Below are 16,375 nucleotides of genomic sequence, written 5' to 3'. Positions count from 1 at the left end.
CACAAATAGTTAATTATTGGTTACCATTAAGTTAACAGAAATAGGTGAATTATTTTTATTAATTTAATAATTTCATGTTAATAGTTTATAACTCTAACGATCACACACTAACCAGCAATTAAAACTGTTAATAAAAAACATATCGGCAACATTTCCATCATCAAAAAATGTGATTCACATCACACTTTTTTAGATAATTGAAAATAGATAACAAGTATTGTACCGAGTAATGTTGACTAAAATTGCATACCTATGTAACTCAACATTGATTGAAGAACACGCTCAAAGCCAATCTCTGCTTGAGAAATCAACATATCAGTCAAAGTTCAGTGAATAAAATCATCGTTACTTATGCACCTACATAGTCGTCTAAATGGAAATGAAACAATTTTAATACAAACTATTGCGCATTCAGTCACGGAACAAACCCGTTAGTTTCTTTTGATGGTTAATTGTTCACTCATAATCTGTAGAAAATAAATAAGACATCTCGGTCATTTAATTAAACCAATAACAAAAGAATAGATACATTTGTTGCGGAGTTGTAATTTATTATGGACGACTTGAAATTTACATAATTAAGTTAATAATCACTTTGCCACCGTCGAACTAATCAACTAAAAATAAGTACTAGCGTTACATTGAGGATACGATTAAAAATAATAAAAGAGATACAGATAAGATCTTTAACTTTAATTAGTTGGGTATTATTAATATAATTTTCTGCACAAAATAATCTGCTTACATTCCAAAATACGTAAATTTAGCAATAAAAAAAGGCGACACACAGTGTCACCTTTTATCAATACATTAAACTAACTCTTATTCGGGCTTAATCAACTCAAAATGCTGATATGCCCGCGCGGTAGCAATACGGCCGCGTGGGGTGCGTTGGATAAATCCTTGCTGGATCAAGAAAGGCTCCAGTACATCCTCAATGGTTTCACGCTCTTCACCAATCGCTGCAGCTAAGTTATCCAACCCCACAGGGCCGCCCATAAACTTATCGATAATTGCCAACAATAGTTTGCGATCCATGTAATCAAAACCTTCGCAGTCTACATCTAGCAAATCTAAAGCGTGCTCGGCCACAAACTTGGTGACGGCGCCATCATGCTTCACTTGCGCATAATCCCGCACGCGGCGCAGCAATCGGTTAGCTATGCGCGGTGTTCCACGTGAGCGACGGGCGATTTCAAACGCCCCTTCTGCATCAATATCCAGCTCCATCACCTGCGCCGAACGCGTGACTATGGTGCTTAAATCTTTGATGTTATAAAACTCAAGCCGCAGCGGGATCCCAAAACGTGCCCGCAGTGGTGAGGTTAACGCCCCTGCTCGTGTGGTCGCGCCCACTAAAGTAAATGGCGGTAAATCGAGTTTAATTGAACGCGCTGCTGGGCCTTCACCTATCATGATGTCCAGCTGATAATCTTCCATCGCAGGATACAATATTTCTTCAACCACAGGGCTTAATCGATGAATTTCATCGATGAATAACACATCACCGGATTCAAGATTGGTCAGAAGTGCGGCCAGATCACCGGCTTTTTCAAGCACTGGTCCAGATGTCGATTTGATGTTTACACCCATCTCATTGGCGACAATCATAGCCAAGGTGGTTTTACCTAATCCTGGCGGGCCGTAAATCAACATGTGATCTAAGGCTTCGTTACGATTCTTTGCCGCTTGAATAAACACCTTAAGCTGCGCCCGAGTGTCATCTTGACCCGTGTACTCATCGAGCATTTTAGGGCGCATTGCCCTGTCAATGGACTCATCTTGCACTTGGATCTGCGGCTGGATAAGTCTGTCTGCCTCAATCATTATTATTCCTTATCGAAGCTTTCATCTTAATTATCATCATTATTCAATTAAAGCATCGACTTAAGGGCTGCTTTAATCAGCGTTTCTGAATCCATGCCTGCTTTATAGGCTGCAGAAACGGACTTACTCGCCTGCGGTGGTTTATAACCTAATGAAATCAAGGCTGAAATAGCGTCTTCTTCGGCACTATTTACCGTTGGTGCTGGCGAATAATTGGATTGCAACACAAATTCACGCTCTGAGCCTGCAGAAGCTGCCATTAAGCTCTTGAGCTTATCGCGCATTTCTACCAATAAACGCTCGGCGGTTTTTTTACCTACGCCGGGTAATTTCACTAAGGTGACAATATCGTCACGCTCTACGCAACCGACAAATTCTCCGGCGGTCATGCCAGATAATATGGTTAGCGCGAGTTTAGGACCCACACCATTAGTCTTGATCAGTAAGCGAAATAACGCCCTTTCCTGCTTAGTGATAAAACCATAGAGTAACTGCGCATCTTCACGCACGACAAAGTGGGTGTAAACCATGGTTTCATGGTTAATCTCTGGCAGCTCGTAAAAGCTGGTAAGCGGCATCTGCAACTCGTAACCGACACCATTAACATCAATCAACACTTCTGGCGCTTGTTTCTCAACTAACACGCCCCGTAAACGACCTATCATTTGTACCGTCCGTATGTTCTTGCTGTTGCCCGGCCGCTTAATGCTATTAAGCTCTGGTTGGTGTGATAGTGACACACTGCAACACCGAGTGCATCTGCAGCGTCAGCTTGCGGGGCTGCAGGTAATTTAAGAAGTTGTTGGATCATATGTTGTACTTGGGCTTTTTGTGCCCGGCCCGTACCAACGACTGCGCTTTTTATTTGAGTCGCGCTGTATTCTGCAACCGGTAAATTCGCCACAGTGGCGGCAACGATGGCCGCCCCGCGTGCTTGACCAAGCTTGAGCGCAGAATCGGCATTTTTTGCCATAAATACCCGTTCAATCGCAAATTCATCTGGCTGATACTGACGAATAATTTCAGTGATGCCATCAAATATCTGTTTGAGCCTACCAGGAAGCTCCTCGGACGATGTGCGAATACAACCACTGCCGAGGTAAATCTGTTGTCGCCCCACACATTGGATCACGCCGTAGCCTGTGATCCGTGAGCCAGGGTCAACACCTAAAATAATTGCCATTCAATGCCTTATATGGGATCTGAATTTTGATCCCGATTCCTACACTAGCGTTTGAGAGCCGTATTGGGCCTAAATTGTTACTCCATCCAGCTCACCAACAATCTAACCTAGGCTTGCCATGACTTCATCGGATATTTCCGCATTATGATACACCTCTTGCACATCATCATGATCTTCAAGGGTATCGATAAGGCGCATAAATTTTTCGGCGGTATCGAGATCAAGCTCAGCTTTGGTTGCTGCTATCATCGCGATTTCGGCGTTATCGGCAACAAAACCCTCGGTATCCAGCGCCTCTTTCACCATATAGAAATCAACGGGAGAGGTGAATACATCGATTGCGCCATCATCATAGCTCACAATATCTTCCGCGCCCGCTTCAAGCGCCGCTTCCATCAAGATATCTTCATCGGTACCCGGCGCGTAGGATAAAACACCACGCTTAGTGAACAAATAAGATACTGAGCCATCGGTACCTAAATTGCCGCCCGATTTAGTAAACGCATTACGCACGCCGCTCACGGTACGATTACGATTATCCGTCATCGTTTCGACCATTACAGCCGTGCCACCAGGGCCATAACCTTCATAGAGAATGGTTTCGAGCTGCTGACCTTCTAATTCACCGGCGCCACGTTTAATCGCGCGCTCGACCGTATCACGGGTCATATTGCCACCAAGGGCTTTATCAATCGCGACACGTAATCGTGGGTTTGAATCAGGATCTGAGCCGCCTTCACGGGCTGCTACGGTTAATTCACGAATAAATTTAGTAAAGAGTTTACCGCGTTTAGCATCTTGAGCTGCTTTACGGTGCTTAATGTTGGCCCATTTACTGTGACCTGCCATGGGAAGTCTCCTCTAGTGATAGCCAGACTATTTTAAGATACTCGTTTGAGTTTCTTAATCTTGCTTGGATATGTCTCATCGCACAGCTTATCTATAGCCGATTATTTATAGCTCAAGGTGTAATCGGATTGAATAATGGCTATTTATTTACCTAAAGGATTGAACTAACAAATATTGATAAGCGATGAAATGACATGTTACTAAAATAAACCGAGGCTTGTACCTCGGTTTACGATACGACTGATAAAAAAGGACTAATCAAAGACAACTTACCAGAGTCGACTTATAGAGCCCTCTTCCAAAAAATTAGTCTTCTGTTTTAGTGGCTTTCTCAACCACAGCAATGCCAAGTTCAGCTAACTGCTGCGGATTGGCAAACCCTGGTGCGTTAGTCAGCGGACAAGCGGCTGTAGTCGTTTTCGGGAACGCCATCACATCGCGGATTGAGCTTGCGCCCGTCATCAGCATGATGATGCGGTCTAAACCAAACGCTAAACCTGCATGTGGCGGAGTACCGTAACGCAGCGCTTCTAACAGGAAGCCGAACTTCTCTTTAGCTTCTTCGTCGGTAATACCCAGAATACGGAATACCGCAGACTGCATTTCTTGGTTGTGGATACGCACTGAACCACCGCCTAATTCGCAGCCGTTTAATACCATATCGTAAGCATCAGAAACGCGATTTGCTGGGTTAGCTTCAAGTTCAGCTGCCGTTACGCCGCGCGGTGCGGTGAACGGATGGTGAACCGCGTGGAAGTTGCCGTTGATCTTCTCAAACATCGGGAAGTCAACCACCCACAGTGGACGCCATTGACCTTCAAGTAAATCAAAGTCTTCGCCGGCTTTAAGACGCAGTGCGCCCATGGACTCGGCAACCACAGTCGCTTGATCAGCACCAAACAGAATAATGTCACCGGTTTGAGCGCCAGTACGGCTGACGATTTCATTGACTATGCTTTCGTTTAAGAATTTCAGCACAGGTGATTGAATGCCCTCTAAGCCAAGGCTTAGGTCATTAATCTTCATCCACGCTAAGCCTTTAGCACCATAGATGCCAACAAACTTAGTGTAATCATCTATTTGCTTACGAGACAGTGCAGCGCCGCCCGGAATACGCAGTGCAGCAACACGCCCTTCTTCATCGTTAGCAGGGCCTGAGAATACCGCAAATTCGACTTCTTTGAGTAAATCGGCAATGTCCACCAGCTCTAATGGGTTACGTAAATCTGGCTTATCTGAACCGAAACGACGCATCGCTTCGTTGTAGGTCATGCGCGGGAACTCGCCTAAATCCACATTCAGCATTTCAAGGAACAAACCGCGCATCATTTCTTCGGTTTTCGCCATCACTTGCTCAGAGCTCATGAAAGACGTTTCGATATCGATTTGGGTGAATTCTGGCTGACGGTCGGCACGTAAATCTTCATCACGGAAGCATTTTACGATTTGATAGTAACGATCAAAGCCAGACATCATCAGCAACTGTTTAAACAGCTGTGGTGATTGTGGCAAGGCAAAGAACTGACCTTTATAAGTACGGCTTGGTACTAAATAATCGCGGGCACCTTCTGGGGTTGCCTTGGTCAGAATTGGCGTTTCTATATCTAAGAAACCGTTTGAGTCGAGGAAACGACGCACAGAACTGGTCACTTTAGCGCGGAAAATTAACCGTTGCGCCATTTCTGGGCGACGTAAATCTAAGTAACGATACTTAAGACGTTGCTCTTCGCTGTTGTTCTGGTAGTTATCCATGCTCAATGGCAGTGGATCGGCAGCGTTGATGATTGTCAAGGCTTGGCCTAAGACTTCAATCTCACCCGTCTTCATTTGACCATTGACTTGGCTGTCAGGACGAGCGCGAACTAAGCCTTTAACCTGAACGCAAAATTCGGCGCGCAGCGTGCTGGCGACATTGAACACCTCAGGTAAGTCTGGATCATAGACCACTTGGATCAGACCTTCTCTGTCTCTTAAATCTAAAAAGACAACGCCACCCAAATCACGGCTACGATTAACCCAACCTACCAAGGTAACTTCTTGTCCAACGTGAGACTTATTGACGTCTCCACAATAATGACTGCGCATCTAACTCTATCCTTTATCCGGAAACCGGTGCTTTGGAAATAATCAAAACGAGATAAAAGCGGCATTATAGTAAAATAATGCCGATTACCAAAGTACTTCACACTTAGGCGGTGAAGTATCAAACAGTTTTACGCCCTTGACTAGAGCCGAGTGCACTATCGGCGCATGAGCGTTCAAAAAAACATCAAGCTAAGCGATAACAACGTCCACCGTCACTTTTTGCTTGGTACATTCGCTGATCGGCTTTTTTCAACAAACTTATCGCGGTGTCGCCATCTCGAGGGTAAACCACCACCCCAATACTAACCGCTATGCTGACACTGACGCCTTGAATAATCAAAGGGTTCGACAATGCCTGTAGAATATTATCAGCAACTTGGGTCACAGCATCGAGATCTTGCACACGATTTAGCAGGATAACAAACTCATCGCCGCCAAATCGCGCGACGGTGTCTGAACCACGGATAACCTTGCTAAACTTTTTAGCTATCCATACAAGTAATTCATCACCAATGGGATGGCCATATTGATCATTGATTTGTTTAAAATTATCTATGTCAATGAATAACAATGCAAAATGCGCTTGTTCGCGCTGATGTGACAATAACGCTTGGGCTAATCTATCATCGAGTAAGGCGCGGTTAGGCAACTGAGTTAAAGCGTCATGGTTCGCTATATGCTGTAAGCGTTTTTCGGCGATTAAACGATGGGTTATCTCACGATTTAAGCGGCGATTGACTAACAATACCGCCACCATCACTAAGCACAAGGCTATACCACCAAACACAATATAATTTATCCACTGTTGATATTGGCTGTTATCCGTTGCAACAGAAAATGACACCCAACGGGCATAAATGCGTTGCTGCTTTTGAGCATCAATCAAAGCAAGGGTTTTATTAATCAGTGGTACTAATGGCGCAAACTGAGGATGAACGCCAATATGGCTATGCTGATCGGCTAAATCACTCAGTAACGACATTTTCAGTGTTGGATATTGCCCTGTTTTAAGATTAGATGCCAATATCACCACTTTATCGATAAACACATCGGCATTACCGTTAGCCACAGCAGCGAGCCCAGCCTGTGTATTAGGGACAAGCACCAACTTTAGCGATGGCTCTAGACTCATCAGTTGGGCGACTAAATGATAACCCTCAATAACGGCCACCCTTTGACCTGCTAGTTGTGCAATATTGAATAGCGAAACTTGTTCTAATTGTGACACTAAGGCCCATGGTGATGGCCAGTAAGCCTCGCTGAACATTAAGCGTTGCTGCCTATCCGCCGTTTTGGCAACACTGCCAGCTAAATTGACTTCGCCTTTCTGTAATGCCTTGATAAGTGAGTGCCAATCGTTAAATGCCACTGCGGTAACTTTAAGATTGAGTTGATCTTTGAGCAAATTAACCACATCGCTATTGATCCCAGAAAATTGTCCTTGCGGATCCATAAACTCCATCGGTGGCCATTGCTTAAGATAACCTACCTTTAACTCCCCTAAACCATCGACATAGGCCTTCTCGGAAACACTTAAACTGACATGGGGCTCCGCCTGAGTAAAAATATGATCTTTTGGATTAAGCATCCATTTTTGTTCAATATTGGCAAACTCTTGGGGACTGATACTATTAAAACCATTGGCGATCCGCTCAGTAAGCCCAGGATCATCACTGCGGGTTAGCACATAGACATCGGTAGCAAATTCTAGCCCTTGATACTGATAAAAATCAGTCCAGCTTTTATTGAGTAACAAGTAGTGGGATGTCCATGCCCCTGCGGCAACAAAACCGACAATATCCCCCGCACGTGCGCCAGTCACCATGGCATCCATACTGTCGTAATAACGCAGTGAAACCTCAGGTAAGGCTTTACGAAGCTCCACCAAATAAGGCGCTGTCGGCACCACACCAATACGTTTCCCTTTTAAACTGTTTAAATCGGTTAACTGCTGTTGATACAGAAACAAACGACTCTTTAAGCTATATAGGTGCCAAGCACGCTTAAGGCCTGTTTTTAAATCATCACTCTCAGGGTAGCCAATATGAGCATCGGCTAGACCACGGCGGACATCGTCGACACTGGAGTTCATATCACCGGACATAAAATCAATCGCAATACCGGTTTTTTCAGACCACAACTGCCACATATCCACATACAAGCCATGGGGTAAACCATCTGCGCCAATATCGACAAAGGGTTCAACACCTTGCTGCATAGAAATAACTAATCCAGATTGCTGACGTTGAAAACCCAGCCAACGTCGCTCCGTTTGTTGGATAAAATCGGCTTTGAGTAAAGTAAAACCCGCATTAATTTTATTAACTAATGCAGTATTTCCCTTAGTCACAGCGGGAGCCAACTGCATCGTTTTAATTTGAATACGCATAGTATTAGGAAAATTTGCGCTAATCACTTGCGATGAAGCCGGATCTTTCAAATAACCTTCTAAGCCGGCAAACACAATTATCTCGCCTGCAGCTACACCCGCCAGTAAGGCCTCACGGCTTTCGTAGCGTTTAAACACCAGCTGAGGTTCGATACGATGTAATTCCACTTCATGGGACGAAGCCACCACGATGCCAACTTGAAAGGGGATCAGTTCTTTAATCGATTTGTTACCCTGTAAGGATTTATGCAAATACAAAAAGGTGCCCACATCAGTGAGAGGCTCAGCAAAGTCAAATTCTTGCGCTCGCTCTTGCGTTTTACCCATGCCGATATGCACTTGCGCTTTATTTTGCCTCAGCTGTTCAAGGGACTCGCGCCAGTGGCGCGTCACAAAAACCACATGAGTCTGGGTTTGTTTAGCCCACTCTTTCCATAAATCGACCAGCAGCCCCGTTGGCTCACCATCGTTATCAACATATTGATAAGGAAAGCTATCCTCACCCATAACGATAACTAACGGCTCAGTGGTCAGCGAACTCGCCTGCCCCATAGTGCAAAAAAAAACGCTACACAAGATCGCAATTAAATGGGTCAAAAACTTCAAGTTAAACCCTTAGTACGTAAGGTACATGTAACGGTTTTGTTATAAGAAGCATATTAGACAAAAAATTAGCGCAAATTACTAGATGAGACTTGCTGCTAATCAATAGGATTCGTTAAAATGCCAGGTCGAATTCCCATGAAAAATCTCAGATGACCGTTTCTCAAGACACTATCTACGCTCAAGCGAGCGACAATATTAGCGATTTCCAGTTTGATAACCGCGTGGCGGGTGTGTTCAGTGACATGATCCGCCGCTCTGTGCCTGGATATACGCAAATTATTAATACTATAGGCGATTTTGCAGATCGTTTCGTCAATCCCAATACGCAAATTTACGATTTAGGTTGCTCATTAGGCGCGGCGACGTTAAGTATTCGTCGTCAAATCCAAGGCCGCCAATGTCGCATTATTGCCGTAGATAACAGCGAATCAATGGTGGCGCGCTGCCAAGAAAACCTAAATGCCTATGTCAGCGATACAGAGGTTGACCTGGTTTGTGGTGATATTCGCGATATCGATATCCAAAATGCGTCACTGGTGGTACTCAATTTTACGTTGCAATTTTTACCACCAGAAGACAGAGAAACACTGATCGCTAAAATTTACCAAGGGTTAAACCCTGGCGGAATATTAGTGCTATCTGAAAAAATCCGCTTTGATGATGCTTCTATTCAAACCTTACTTGAAGAGCAACATTTAGACTTTAAACGCGCCAACGGTTACAGCGAACTTGAGATCAGCCAAAAGCGCAGTGCACTGGAAAATGTGATGAAGCCCGACACATTAACCACACATCAACAACGTCTAACCGACCAGGGATTTAGTCACTTTAGTCTCTGGTTTCAATGCTTTAACTTTACTTCCATGGTGGCCATCAAGTGATCAGCTTTAGCTCATTTTACCAACAAATCGCCGATTCAAATCTACAACACTGGCTCGAAACCTTACCGAGTATTTTAGGTAAGTGGCAGCGGGAACATAAGCACGGCAACTTACCCAAGTGGGAAAAAGTGCTGAATAAACTTCACTATCCTGCACCCGACCAAGTGGATTTTGTCGATAGCGTGACCGTCGGTAGCGGCGAGCAATTAAGCCCAGGTGAAAAAGAGAAACTAGAGAATCTACTGCGCCTATTTATGCCATGGCGCAAAGGACCGTTCCACATTCACGGTATCCATATTGATACCGAATGGCGCAGCGACTGGAAATGGGATCGCGTTAAACAGCATATTTCACCGCTAAAAAATCGTACTGTGCTTGATGTTGGCTGCGGTAGTGGTTATCACATGTGGCGAATGTTGGGTGCTGGTGCCAAACGCGTGGTGGGCATTGATCCTTCGCCGTTGTTTTTATGTCAATTTGAAGCCGTAAAACGCTTAGCAGGCACACATCATCCTGTGCACTTGTTGCCTCTTGGTATTGAAGAGTTGCCACCGCTCGATGCATTCGACACGGTTTTCTCGATGGGCGTTTTGTATCACAGACGTTCGCCTATCGATCATTTGTTACAGCTGCGCGATCAGTTACGCACCGGTGGTGAACTGGTGTTAGAAACGTTAGTTATTGATGGCGACGAAAATGCGGTACTCGTACCTGAAGATAGATATGGCAAAATGAATAATGTATGGTTTATTCCATCCGTTGCGGCGCTAATGCTGTGGTTAAAAAAATGTGACTTCACCGATATACGCTGTGTAGATACCGATATCACGGCCCTTGAAGAGCAACGTCGTACCGACTGGATGCCCAACGAGTCGCTGGTTGAATATCTTGACCCAACCGATATGACAAAAACCGTTGAAGGCTATTCTGCGCCAAAACGCGCCACTATTATCGCAGTGAAAAATCAGCCTAATCAAGATTTACTGGGCTAAATCTAAGTTGTCACAAAGGGGGCGTTATGCTTAAGCCAAGCATGTTGATGCCATGTCAGCTCACTCTAATAATAGTTGCAAAACATGTCGCCTATATTAAAGCCCACTTTACTGATTAGCTTATTTAGTTTAAGTCTTTATAGCTTGGACGTTGCCTATGCGGCGCCAAGCCCTGTGCCGCTCTTAGTCGAGCAATGTTTACGTTTACCCAGTATTGAGCTCGCGGCAGCCTTCGCTAATACGCGCTCAAATACACCTGAAGCCACCTTAGCTCAGCAAGCGCTGATTTTTGAGCAACAGACGTTAGGGCTTAATAATATCAACGACAGACTCAACTATTACCGTGGGTTTAACTTACCAAGTGAGGAACGCGAGGGTCTACTGCAATGCCAGTTACACCTCGCCGACACCCTGTCGCAACTTCTCAGCCAAACTGAATTGAGCCAACTAGCCTATGCCTTAGCCCAAGGCAATGCAGAACAAATACTGCTGAGCCAACAGCTTAAACAATTGCTACAACAGCATTGGAGCGCCGAGGAAAAAGCGAAACTGCATACGGCGCAGGCCAGCATAGGCCAAGGGTTAGGCAGCCAACAGTATAGTATTGCCTTCAATGACAGCCAATGCCAACCCGAAGCGACTCAGCAGCAACATCATCTGCATAAAGAAGATGATAAAAGTGACGAGCCGAAGCGCAGCAGTGCAAAACAGAGCGATTTTTCGGGCACTATCGTCAGCTACTTACTGACACAGGAAAACGCCGTATGTCGCCAAAATGTATGGCAGGCTTACCAAGCCAGAGCCAGTGAAACCAATCAAACGGTATTACAGCGAATTGCAGAGCAGCGCCAACAAGCCGCCAGTGCCGCGGGCTTTACCGATTACAGCGCATTAGCGCTTAGTTCGCAGCAGTTATCATCCCCCGAGTTGGTCAAAGCTTTTCTTGATAGCCAAACCCAAAATTTGCAAGTGGCTCCCTGGGATATTGGACGTACTCTGTCACAACAAACATCAGCCAAGGGCCCCACATGGCAGACCTCTGACGTCTTGAGTCGCAGCTTTACTTATCTGCACGCGTTTGGTTTGCAGTTTGAGACCATAGCAACCGTCAACGCCGAAAAAAAACCAACCGATCCTAATCGGCCGCATATCGTCAGGGTCTACCACCAGCAAAGATTGTTAGGTGAAATCTATGTGGCGTACAACCAAAATCCACAGCAAGGAAGTCAACAGCAGACATTGCGCCAAAGTGTACTCGGCCAGCAATTTGGACAACAGGCGTTGGATCTTAAGCCGCAGCTGAGTAACTACAAAGACATTGAACAGTTAACCGAATCCATCGCAGAGGCTGTCACTTCCCTTGCTAAAGCGAGTCATTTCTACCTCAACAATGCCATGGGACAGAGTCAGGATAGCCATTTTGTAGCGAGTCTCTGGTTAGCTGAAGTGCTGCGCCATCAACTCTTCCCGCAGTTTGAGCACACCTATTTACAAGAGCGTGAAACACTTGCGAAAGCTTATTCGAAACAGCTTAAAGTCTTTCGCGCTAAGGTTGCAGTCAACTTTTACCAAAACTCAAGTGCACAAGTCTACCCCGATCTCGGTGTAGAGTTTAATGCGAGCTTTGGTCAAGACTGGCCACAAACACAGGATTATCCTTATAGCTTCAATGCTATCGCCAACGAAGGACCGCTTTACTACCAATCACTCTGGCAAGCATCGTTAGCCCAGCTGATAGCTCAATCCACATTCAACTGCCAAGACAAACTCAAATTATTCAATGTATTAGTCATCAATGAAGACGCTTTAACCTTAAGTGACCAATTAAAAGCGGTCATTGGCGCCCCCGTTGATAGTGCTGCGCTGATCCAAAGAATTTCAAATAGCGCCGCTTCAGAACATGCTGACAACTCCAACAATCAAGCTTTCGACGCCACAGGTTCTTGTGCGTTTTAACTGTGAATGCATAAGTTGTGTTTGCGACTCGCTCGGGCGCAAACACCGTTAATCGTCATGATTCGACTCTCTATCCCCTCAATAACTTAGCGCGACATAGCTAGCTGTATGTCGTGAGAGTGACTGACTCTATGATATTTAATTGAAAAAGTCGTAAGAAGTGGCCACTATAAGCCTCAATCTATCGTTTTTTTGAGATTATAATGACTCGAGCTAAATCTACCTTAGAACAATGGCGTATTTTGCAAGCGGTGGTCGATTTTGGCGGCTATGCCCAAGCGGCCGAAAAACTCAATAAAAGTCAATCATCCCTGAACCATGCAGTGGCAAAATTACAACATCAGCTTGGGATTAACTTGCTCGAAGTCAAAGGCCGAAAAGCCTATCTCACACAACAGGGCGAAGTATTACTGCGCCGCTCACGGCATGTCACTCAAGCGGTTAACGAATTAGAGCAACTGGCAAGCAACCTCGAGCAAGGCTGGGAGCCGACTCTGACTATCGCCCGTGAAATTATTTATCCTATGGGAACCTTGGTTTGTGCCCTCAATGCCTTTCTTCCTGATAGCCGTGGGACCCGTATTATCATGCTAGACTCAGTGATAACTGGCACCCAGGAGCATATTTTGCAAAATAAGGTCGACATTGCTATCTGTGCAGGGATCCCGCCAAAGGGATATTTATCTGAACCGTTATGTGAACAGGAGCTCTTTCTTGTTTGTCATCCAAGTCATCCTCTGGCTGATTTAGGCATAATCGAAGACGATAAGCTACTGGCACAGCATTTACAGTTAGTCATAAAGGATACTGGCGTACAATCTAATGCCGATATTGGATGGCTGAAGGCGGAGCAGCGTTGGACAGTGTCTAATTTTCATGAGGCAAAAGAAATTTTGAATCAAGGTATTGGTTTCTGTTGGATCCCTTCTTTCTTAATCCAAACGGAATTAAGCTCAGGTCATTTAGCGCGTTTACATTTATCGGGTAACCAAAAACGTCGCATCATGCTCAGCCTAGTAATCCCAGATAGAGACCAACAAGGTCCCGCATCAAAACTGCTTACCTCATTGATTTTAAAACAGCATGGGATTGAAACGACAAATAGCAATCATTAGAAAAGCACTACGCGCGCGACCTATCATTAATAGACATACATCTCTTGGGCTTGTATCGTTTGTGAGCAAAAATTACGGATTGGCTTGGGCAACAGCAGCATAGTAACGACTCGCCGTGCTATTAGCTCTTGAGATAAATCTCGCGGCTAAATCTGCAGGAGCCAAGGCCATTGCCGACGCTAAAGTGGCGGTCGGTGGTTCAATCGATTCCACTGTCGTTTTTGTATTGGCTGCGCTGCTGCTATTCACAATATCAGGCGGGGTTTTAGAGTGGGTATCGGTAACAGTTTTGGCCGTTTGCGCTTCAATACCTTGTTTTATCCTATCGAGCGCATCAGATACCGATGTTGAAACCGTCTCCTCTTCCTTCGCAATATTTCCACTCTCTTCCACTTTCCCCGTAACTACGGGTATACGTTCTTGTAACGGCGGTAGCCCTTTAATCTGTGCATCAGCACCCAATAATGTTTGAGTCGTTTGTAAATCTACAATCTGTTGCTGGCGCTCTTCTATAAGCATCTCCTTGGCTTCATTCATTTTTTGCAAAGCTTCCGCGGCAACGCGGATATCCGCAGATGAAGGATCAACCGGAGCCATTGCCGCCGCGTACACTTGCTTCATTTTGTTTATTGTTGCGAGTGGATCGCCTCCGACAGCAGAAACATCGATCTGCACTTCACCATCGGTAGCATAACGTTGCCCATCGGCGCCCTTCTCATACTTAAAACTCGGACTCTGAGCATATTGCCCGCCGACTGTAGCATGCGCATGTTCATGGGCTTTAACCTCAGAATCTCTGGCCTTAAGTGAATCAACTTGTTGTTGCTGTTGCGCCTGCGCTTTTTCTTGGGCTTGCTTCACTTGCTCCTGAGCCTGCTGTGCCTGTGATTGCGCTTGTGATTGTTGCTGCTTTGCTTGTTCCGCTGCAGCTTGCTGTTTCTGCGACGCTTCTTCCTGTGCTTGCTTTTCAAGCTGATTATCATTTTTAGCAAAAACATCGGCTAAGGCTTGCTGACGATCATCGGGGTTAGACGCTATAGCAGGATCTTCTACCTGACTAACTTGAGCCTTAGCGTCACCGAAAACCTGGGTAAATTGTTCCAACACTGTCGGTTGAGCAACTTCATTGCGAGCGGATTGATCTGCTGCTTGTGCAGAGTTTGACTGCTCAACAGTCCCCGCAATCGCTGCTGAACTATTACTACTACTTATATTTCCAGAATTTCCAGAATTTCCAGAACTGTTATTTACAGAGCTGTTACCTTCCGAGGTAGAGGGGTCAACTACCGCTGCGCCAGTAAAGACAGTTTGCGGCCCAAACACTACGGCTAAATCAGGCGTTATTGGAGAAACACTGCCCGTACTCGATGGATTAAAAGCGGGAAGCTCTGTGCCACTCGTGCCAATTGATGAACTCGGAGGCATAAAAATATCGGCGGGAATACTGCTCGAGACACTAAGACTAAGACTCGGGCTCGTTGTAGATAAGGCGTTTACTCCAAGGCTAGTTCCTATAGTACTCGTGATTGATGAAAATGCCGAAGTCGACACAGGTGCTGCAATTTGTCCCCCACGCACACCAGAAATGGATCTTGGCCCCGTTAATAAGCTAAAACTGGCATCGGCATGTAAACTCGCCCGATCTTTTAACCCATTGACTCGAGGAGCATTGGTTTGAGGAAGTGTAACCTGCGGCCTTGATTCAGCAAAAGGACTGGCCTTTAGTGCTTGGCTTGCGCCATTAAACGCTGGTAGTACAGGCGTAGCATCAGCAATTGCAAGCGGCGCTTTTGCAGCATCAATGCCAGCAACATTTGAACTGATAGGCGTCGCGGTATTTGTCCCGTTGAATAAAGGCGCTGATGATATAGCGGCAGGCGTAACAGAAAATGTTTGAGTGCTCGAGGGCAATGAACTAGCAGCCGAAGAACTCGCGTTAAAAGATACATTCGGTGATGAGTGGAGAGATTGGGAAACGTGAGTTGCTAATGAAGCAATAGGCGCAGCTTGAACCGGAGCGGTTGAGGTTCCAGTAAAATGTGGTTCATAGGCACCACTCGCTTCAAATTTTGCGGAGCCTGCAGTGTGAGCGCTGGCTCCTTGATAAGTGCTATTAGCTTGAGTCTGGCTTAGATTCGAGTTTAGCGTCTTATCATGTGTCGAAAATGAAGAGGATGGCGCTCCAACCTTAGGTGATAGCGCCACAACCGACATGATATTTACACCTTGATATCAATGATCGAGCCTATTGTTTCTGATCCAGCTTCAATCACTTTAGTTGACGCTTCGCCTTGTCTTAATGACTCATTTGCAGACAGCAAGGCTGAGGTTTTATCAGGCTGGGCAACATCTCTTGTAGATTCAGCCGGAGCCGCACTTTGCGTCGGTGTAGGTTTAGCCACATCTATTGTTGCTTGAGTGAGCCCAGATTGAGCACTTTGCAAGCCTTGCAGACCGGATGAATAAGCAGATTGGATTTGCATAACGGTATT

Annotated in this window: 12 protein-coding genes; 4 read left to right on the top strand and 8 right to left on the bottom strand. The window is 45.4% G+C overall.

Translation table 11 applies throughout. The features are described from left to right. Window positions 1–822: 822 nt before the first annotated feature. The 6 genes from ruvB to ACRN9H_RS08440 all read right to left on the bottom strand — a co-directional run bounded on the left by ruvB (window position 823) and on the right by ACRN9H_RS08440 (window position 8,939). The gene (gene ruvB / locus ACRN9H_RS08465) at window positions 823–1,827 is read right to left on the bottom strand and encodes a Holliday junction branch migration DNA helicase RuvB (RefSeq protein WP_220773595.1); all 1,005 of its coding nucleotides are present in this window, start codon (window positions 1,825–1,827) and stop codon (window positions 823–825) included. A 47-nt stretch (window positions 1,828–1,874) separates the two neighbouring features. Next, on the bottom strand, window positions 1,875–2,492 hold the full coding sequence (gene ruvA, locus ACRN9H_RS08460; protein WP_076500402.1) for a Holliday junction branch migration protein RuvA: 618 nt from the start codon (window positions 2,490–2,492) through the stop codon (window positions 1,875–1,877). After that, the gene (gene ruvC, locus ACRN9H_RS08455; protein WP_220773596.1) at window positions 2,489–3,010 is read right to left on the bottom strand and encodes a crossover junction endodeoxyribonuclease RuvC; all 522 of its coding nucleotides are present in this window, start codon (window positions 3,008–3,010) and stop codon (window positions 2,489–2,491) included. Before ruvC ends, ruvA begins: the two co-directional genes overlap by 4 nt. Before the next feature lie 102 nt (window positions 3,011–3,112). Continuing rightward, entirely contained in the window at window positions 3,113–3,859 is a 747-nt protein-coding gene (locus ACRN9H_RS08450) for a YebC/PmpR family DNA-binding transcriptional regulator (RefSeq protein WP_432313288.1), read from the bottom strand. A gap of 306 nt (window positions 3,860–4,165) precedes the next feature. After that, window positions 4,166–5,944 carry an aspartate--tRNA ligase gene (gene aspS, locus ACRN9H_RS08445; RefSeq protein ID WP_432313287.1) on the bottom strand — a complete coding sequence of 593 codons (1,779 nt, stop codon included), beginning with the start codon at window positions 5,942–5,944 and terminating at the stop codon, window positions 4,166–4,168. Between the two features lie 184 nt (window positions 5,945–6,128). Beyond that, window positions 6,129–8,939 carry a transporter substrate-binding domain-containing protein gene (locus ACRN9H_RS08440; RefSeq protein ID WP_432313286.1) on the bottom strand — a complete coding sequence of 937 codons (2,811 nt, stop codon included), beginning with the start codon at window positions 8,937–8,939 and terminating at the stop codon, window positions 6,129–6,131. Between the two features lie 149 nt (window positions 8,940–9,088). Between ACRN9H_RS08440 and cmoA the strand changes: the two genes are divergently transcribed. The 4 genes from cmoA (at window position 9,089) to ACRN9H_RS08420 (ending at window position 13,883) form a co-directional block, all read left to right on the top strand. Further along, window positions 9,089–9,820: a carboxy-S-adenosyl-L-methionine synthase CmoA gene (gene cmoA / locus ACRN9H_RS08435; protein ID WP_432313285.1), complete on the top strand. Its 732-nt coding sequence runs from the start codon at window positions 9,089–9,091 to the stop codon at window positions 9,818–9,820. Next, the gene (cmoB, locus tag ACRN9H_RS08430) at window positions 9,817–10,812 is read left to right on the top strand and encodes a tRNA 5-methoxyuridine(34)/uridine 5-oxyacetic acid(34) synthase CmoB (RefSeq protein WP_432313284.1); all 996 of its coding nucleotides are present in this window, start codon (window positions 9,817–9,819) and stop codon (window positions 10,810–10,812) included. Before cmoA ends, cmoB begins: the two co-directional genes overlap by 4 nt. A 93-nt stretch (window positions 10,813–10,905) precedes the next feature. Beyond that, complete coding sequence (locus tag ACRN9H_RS08425) at window positions 10,906–12,768, top strand: M3 family metallopeptidase (RefSeq protein ID WP_432313369.1); 1,863 nt, start codon at window positions 10,906–10,908, stop codon at window positions 12,766–12,768. A 203-nt stretch (window positions 12,769–12,971) separates the two neighbouring features. Continuing rightward, on the top strand, window positions 12,972–13,883 hold the full coding sequence (locus ACRN9H_RS08420) for a LysR family transcriptional regulator (RefSeq protein WP_432313283.1): 912 nt from the start codon (window positions 12,972–12,974) through the stop codon (window positions 13,881–13,883). A 72-nt stretch (window positions 13,884–13,955) separates the two neighbouring features. On the opposite strand, the gene ACRN9H_RS08415 is transcribed toward ACRN9H_RS08420, so the two are convergent. After that, entirely contained in the window at window positions 13,956–16,097 is a 2,142-nt protein-coding gene (locus ACRN9H_RS08415) for a putative metalloprotease CJM1_0395 family protein (RefSeq protein ID WP_432313282.1), read from the bottom strand. A gap of 5 nt (window positions 16,098–16,102) precedes the next feature. Next, entirely contained in the window at window positions 16,103–16,366 is a 264-nt protein-coding gene (locus ACRN9H_RS08410; RefSeq protein ID WP_432313281.1) for a chemotaxis protein, read from the bottom strand. Window positions 16,367–16,375: the final 9 nt, after the last annotated feature.

The organism is Shewanella sp. MF08487, assembly GCF_050848685.1.
GTDB classification, from domain to species: domain Bacteria; phylum Pseudomonadota; class Gammaproteobacteria; order Enterobacterales; family Shewanellaceae; genus Shewanella; species Shewanella glacialipiscicola.
The sequence above is the reverse complement of the archived record's forward strand: the minus strand, read 5'-3'. Positions and strand labels throughout refer to the sequence as shown.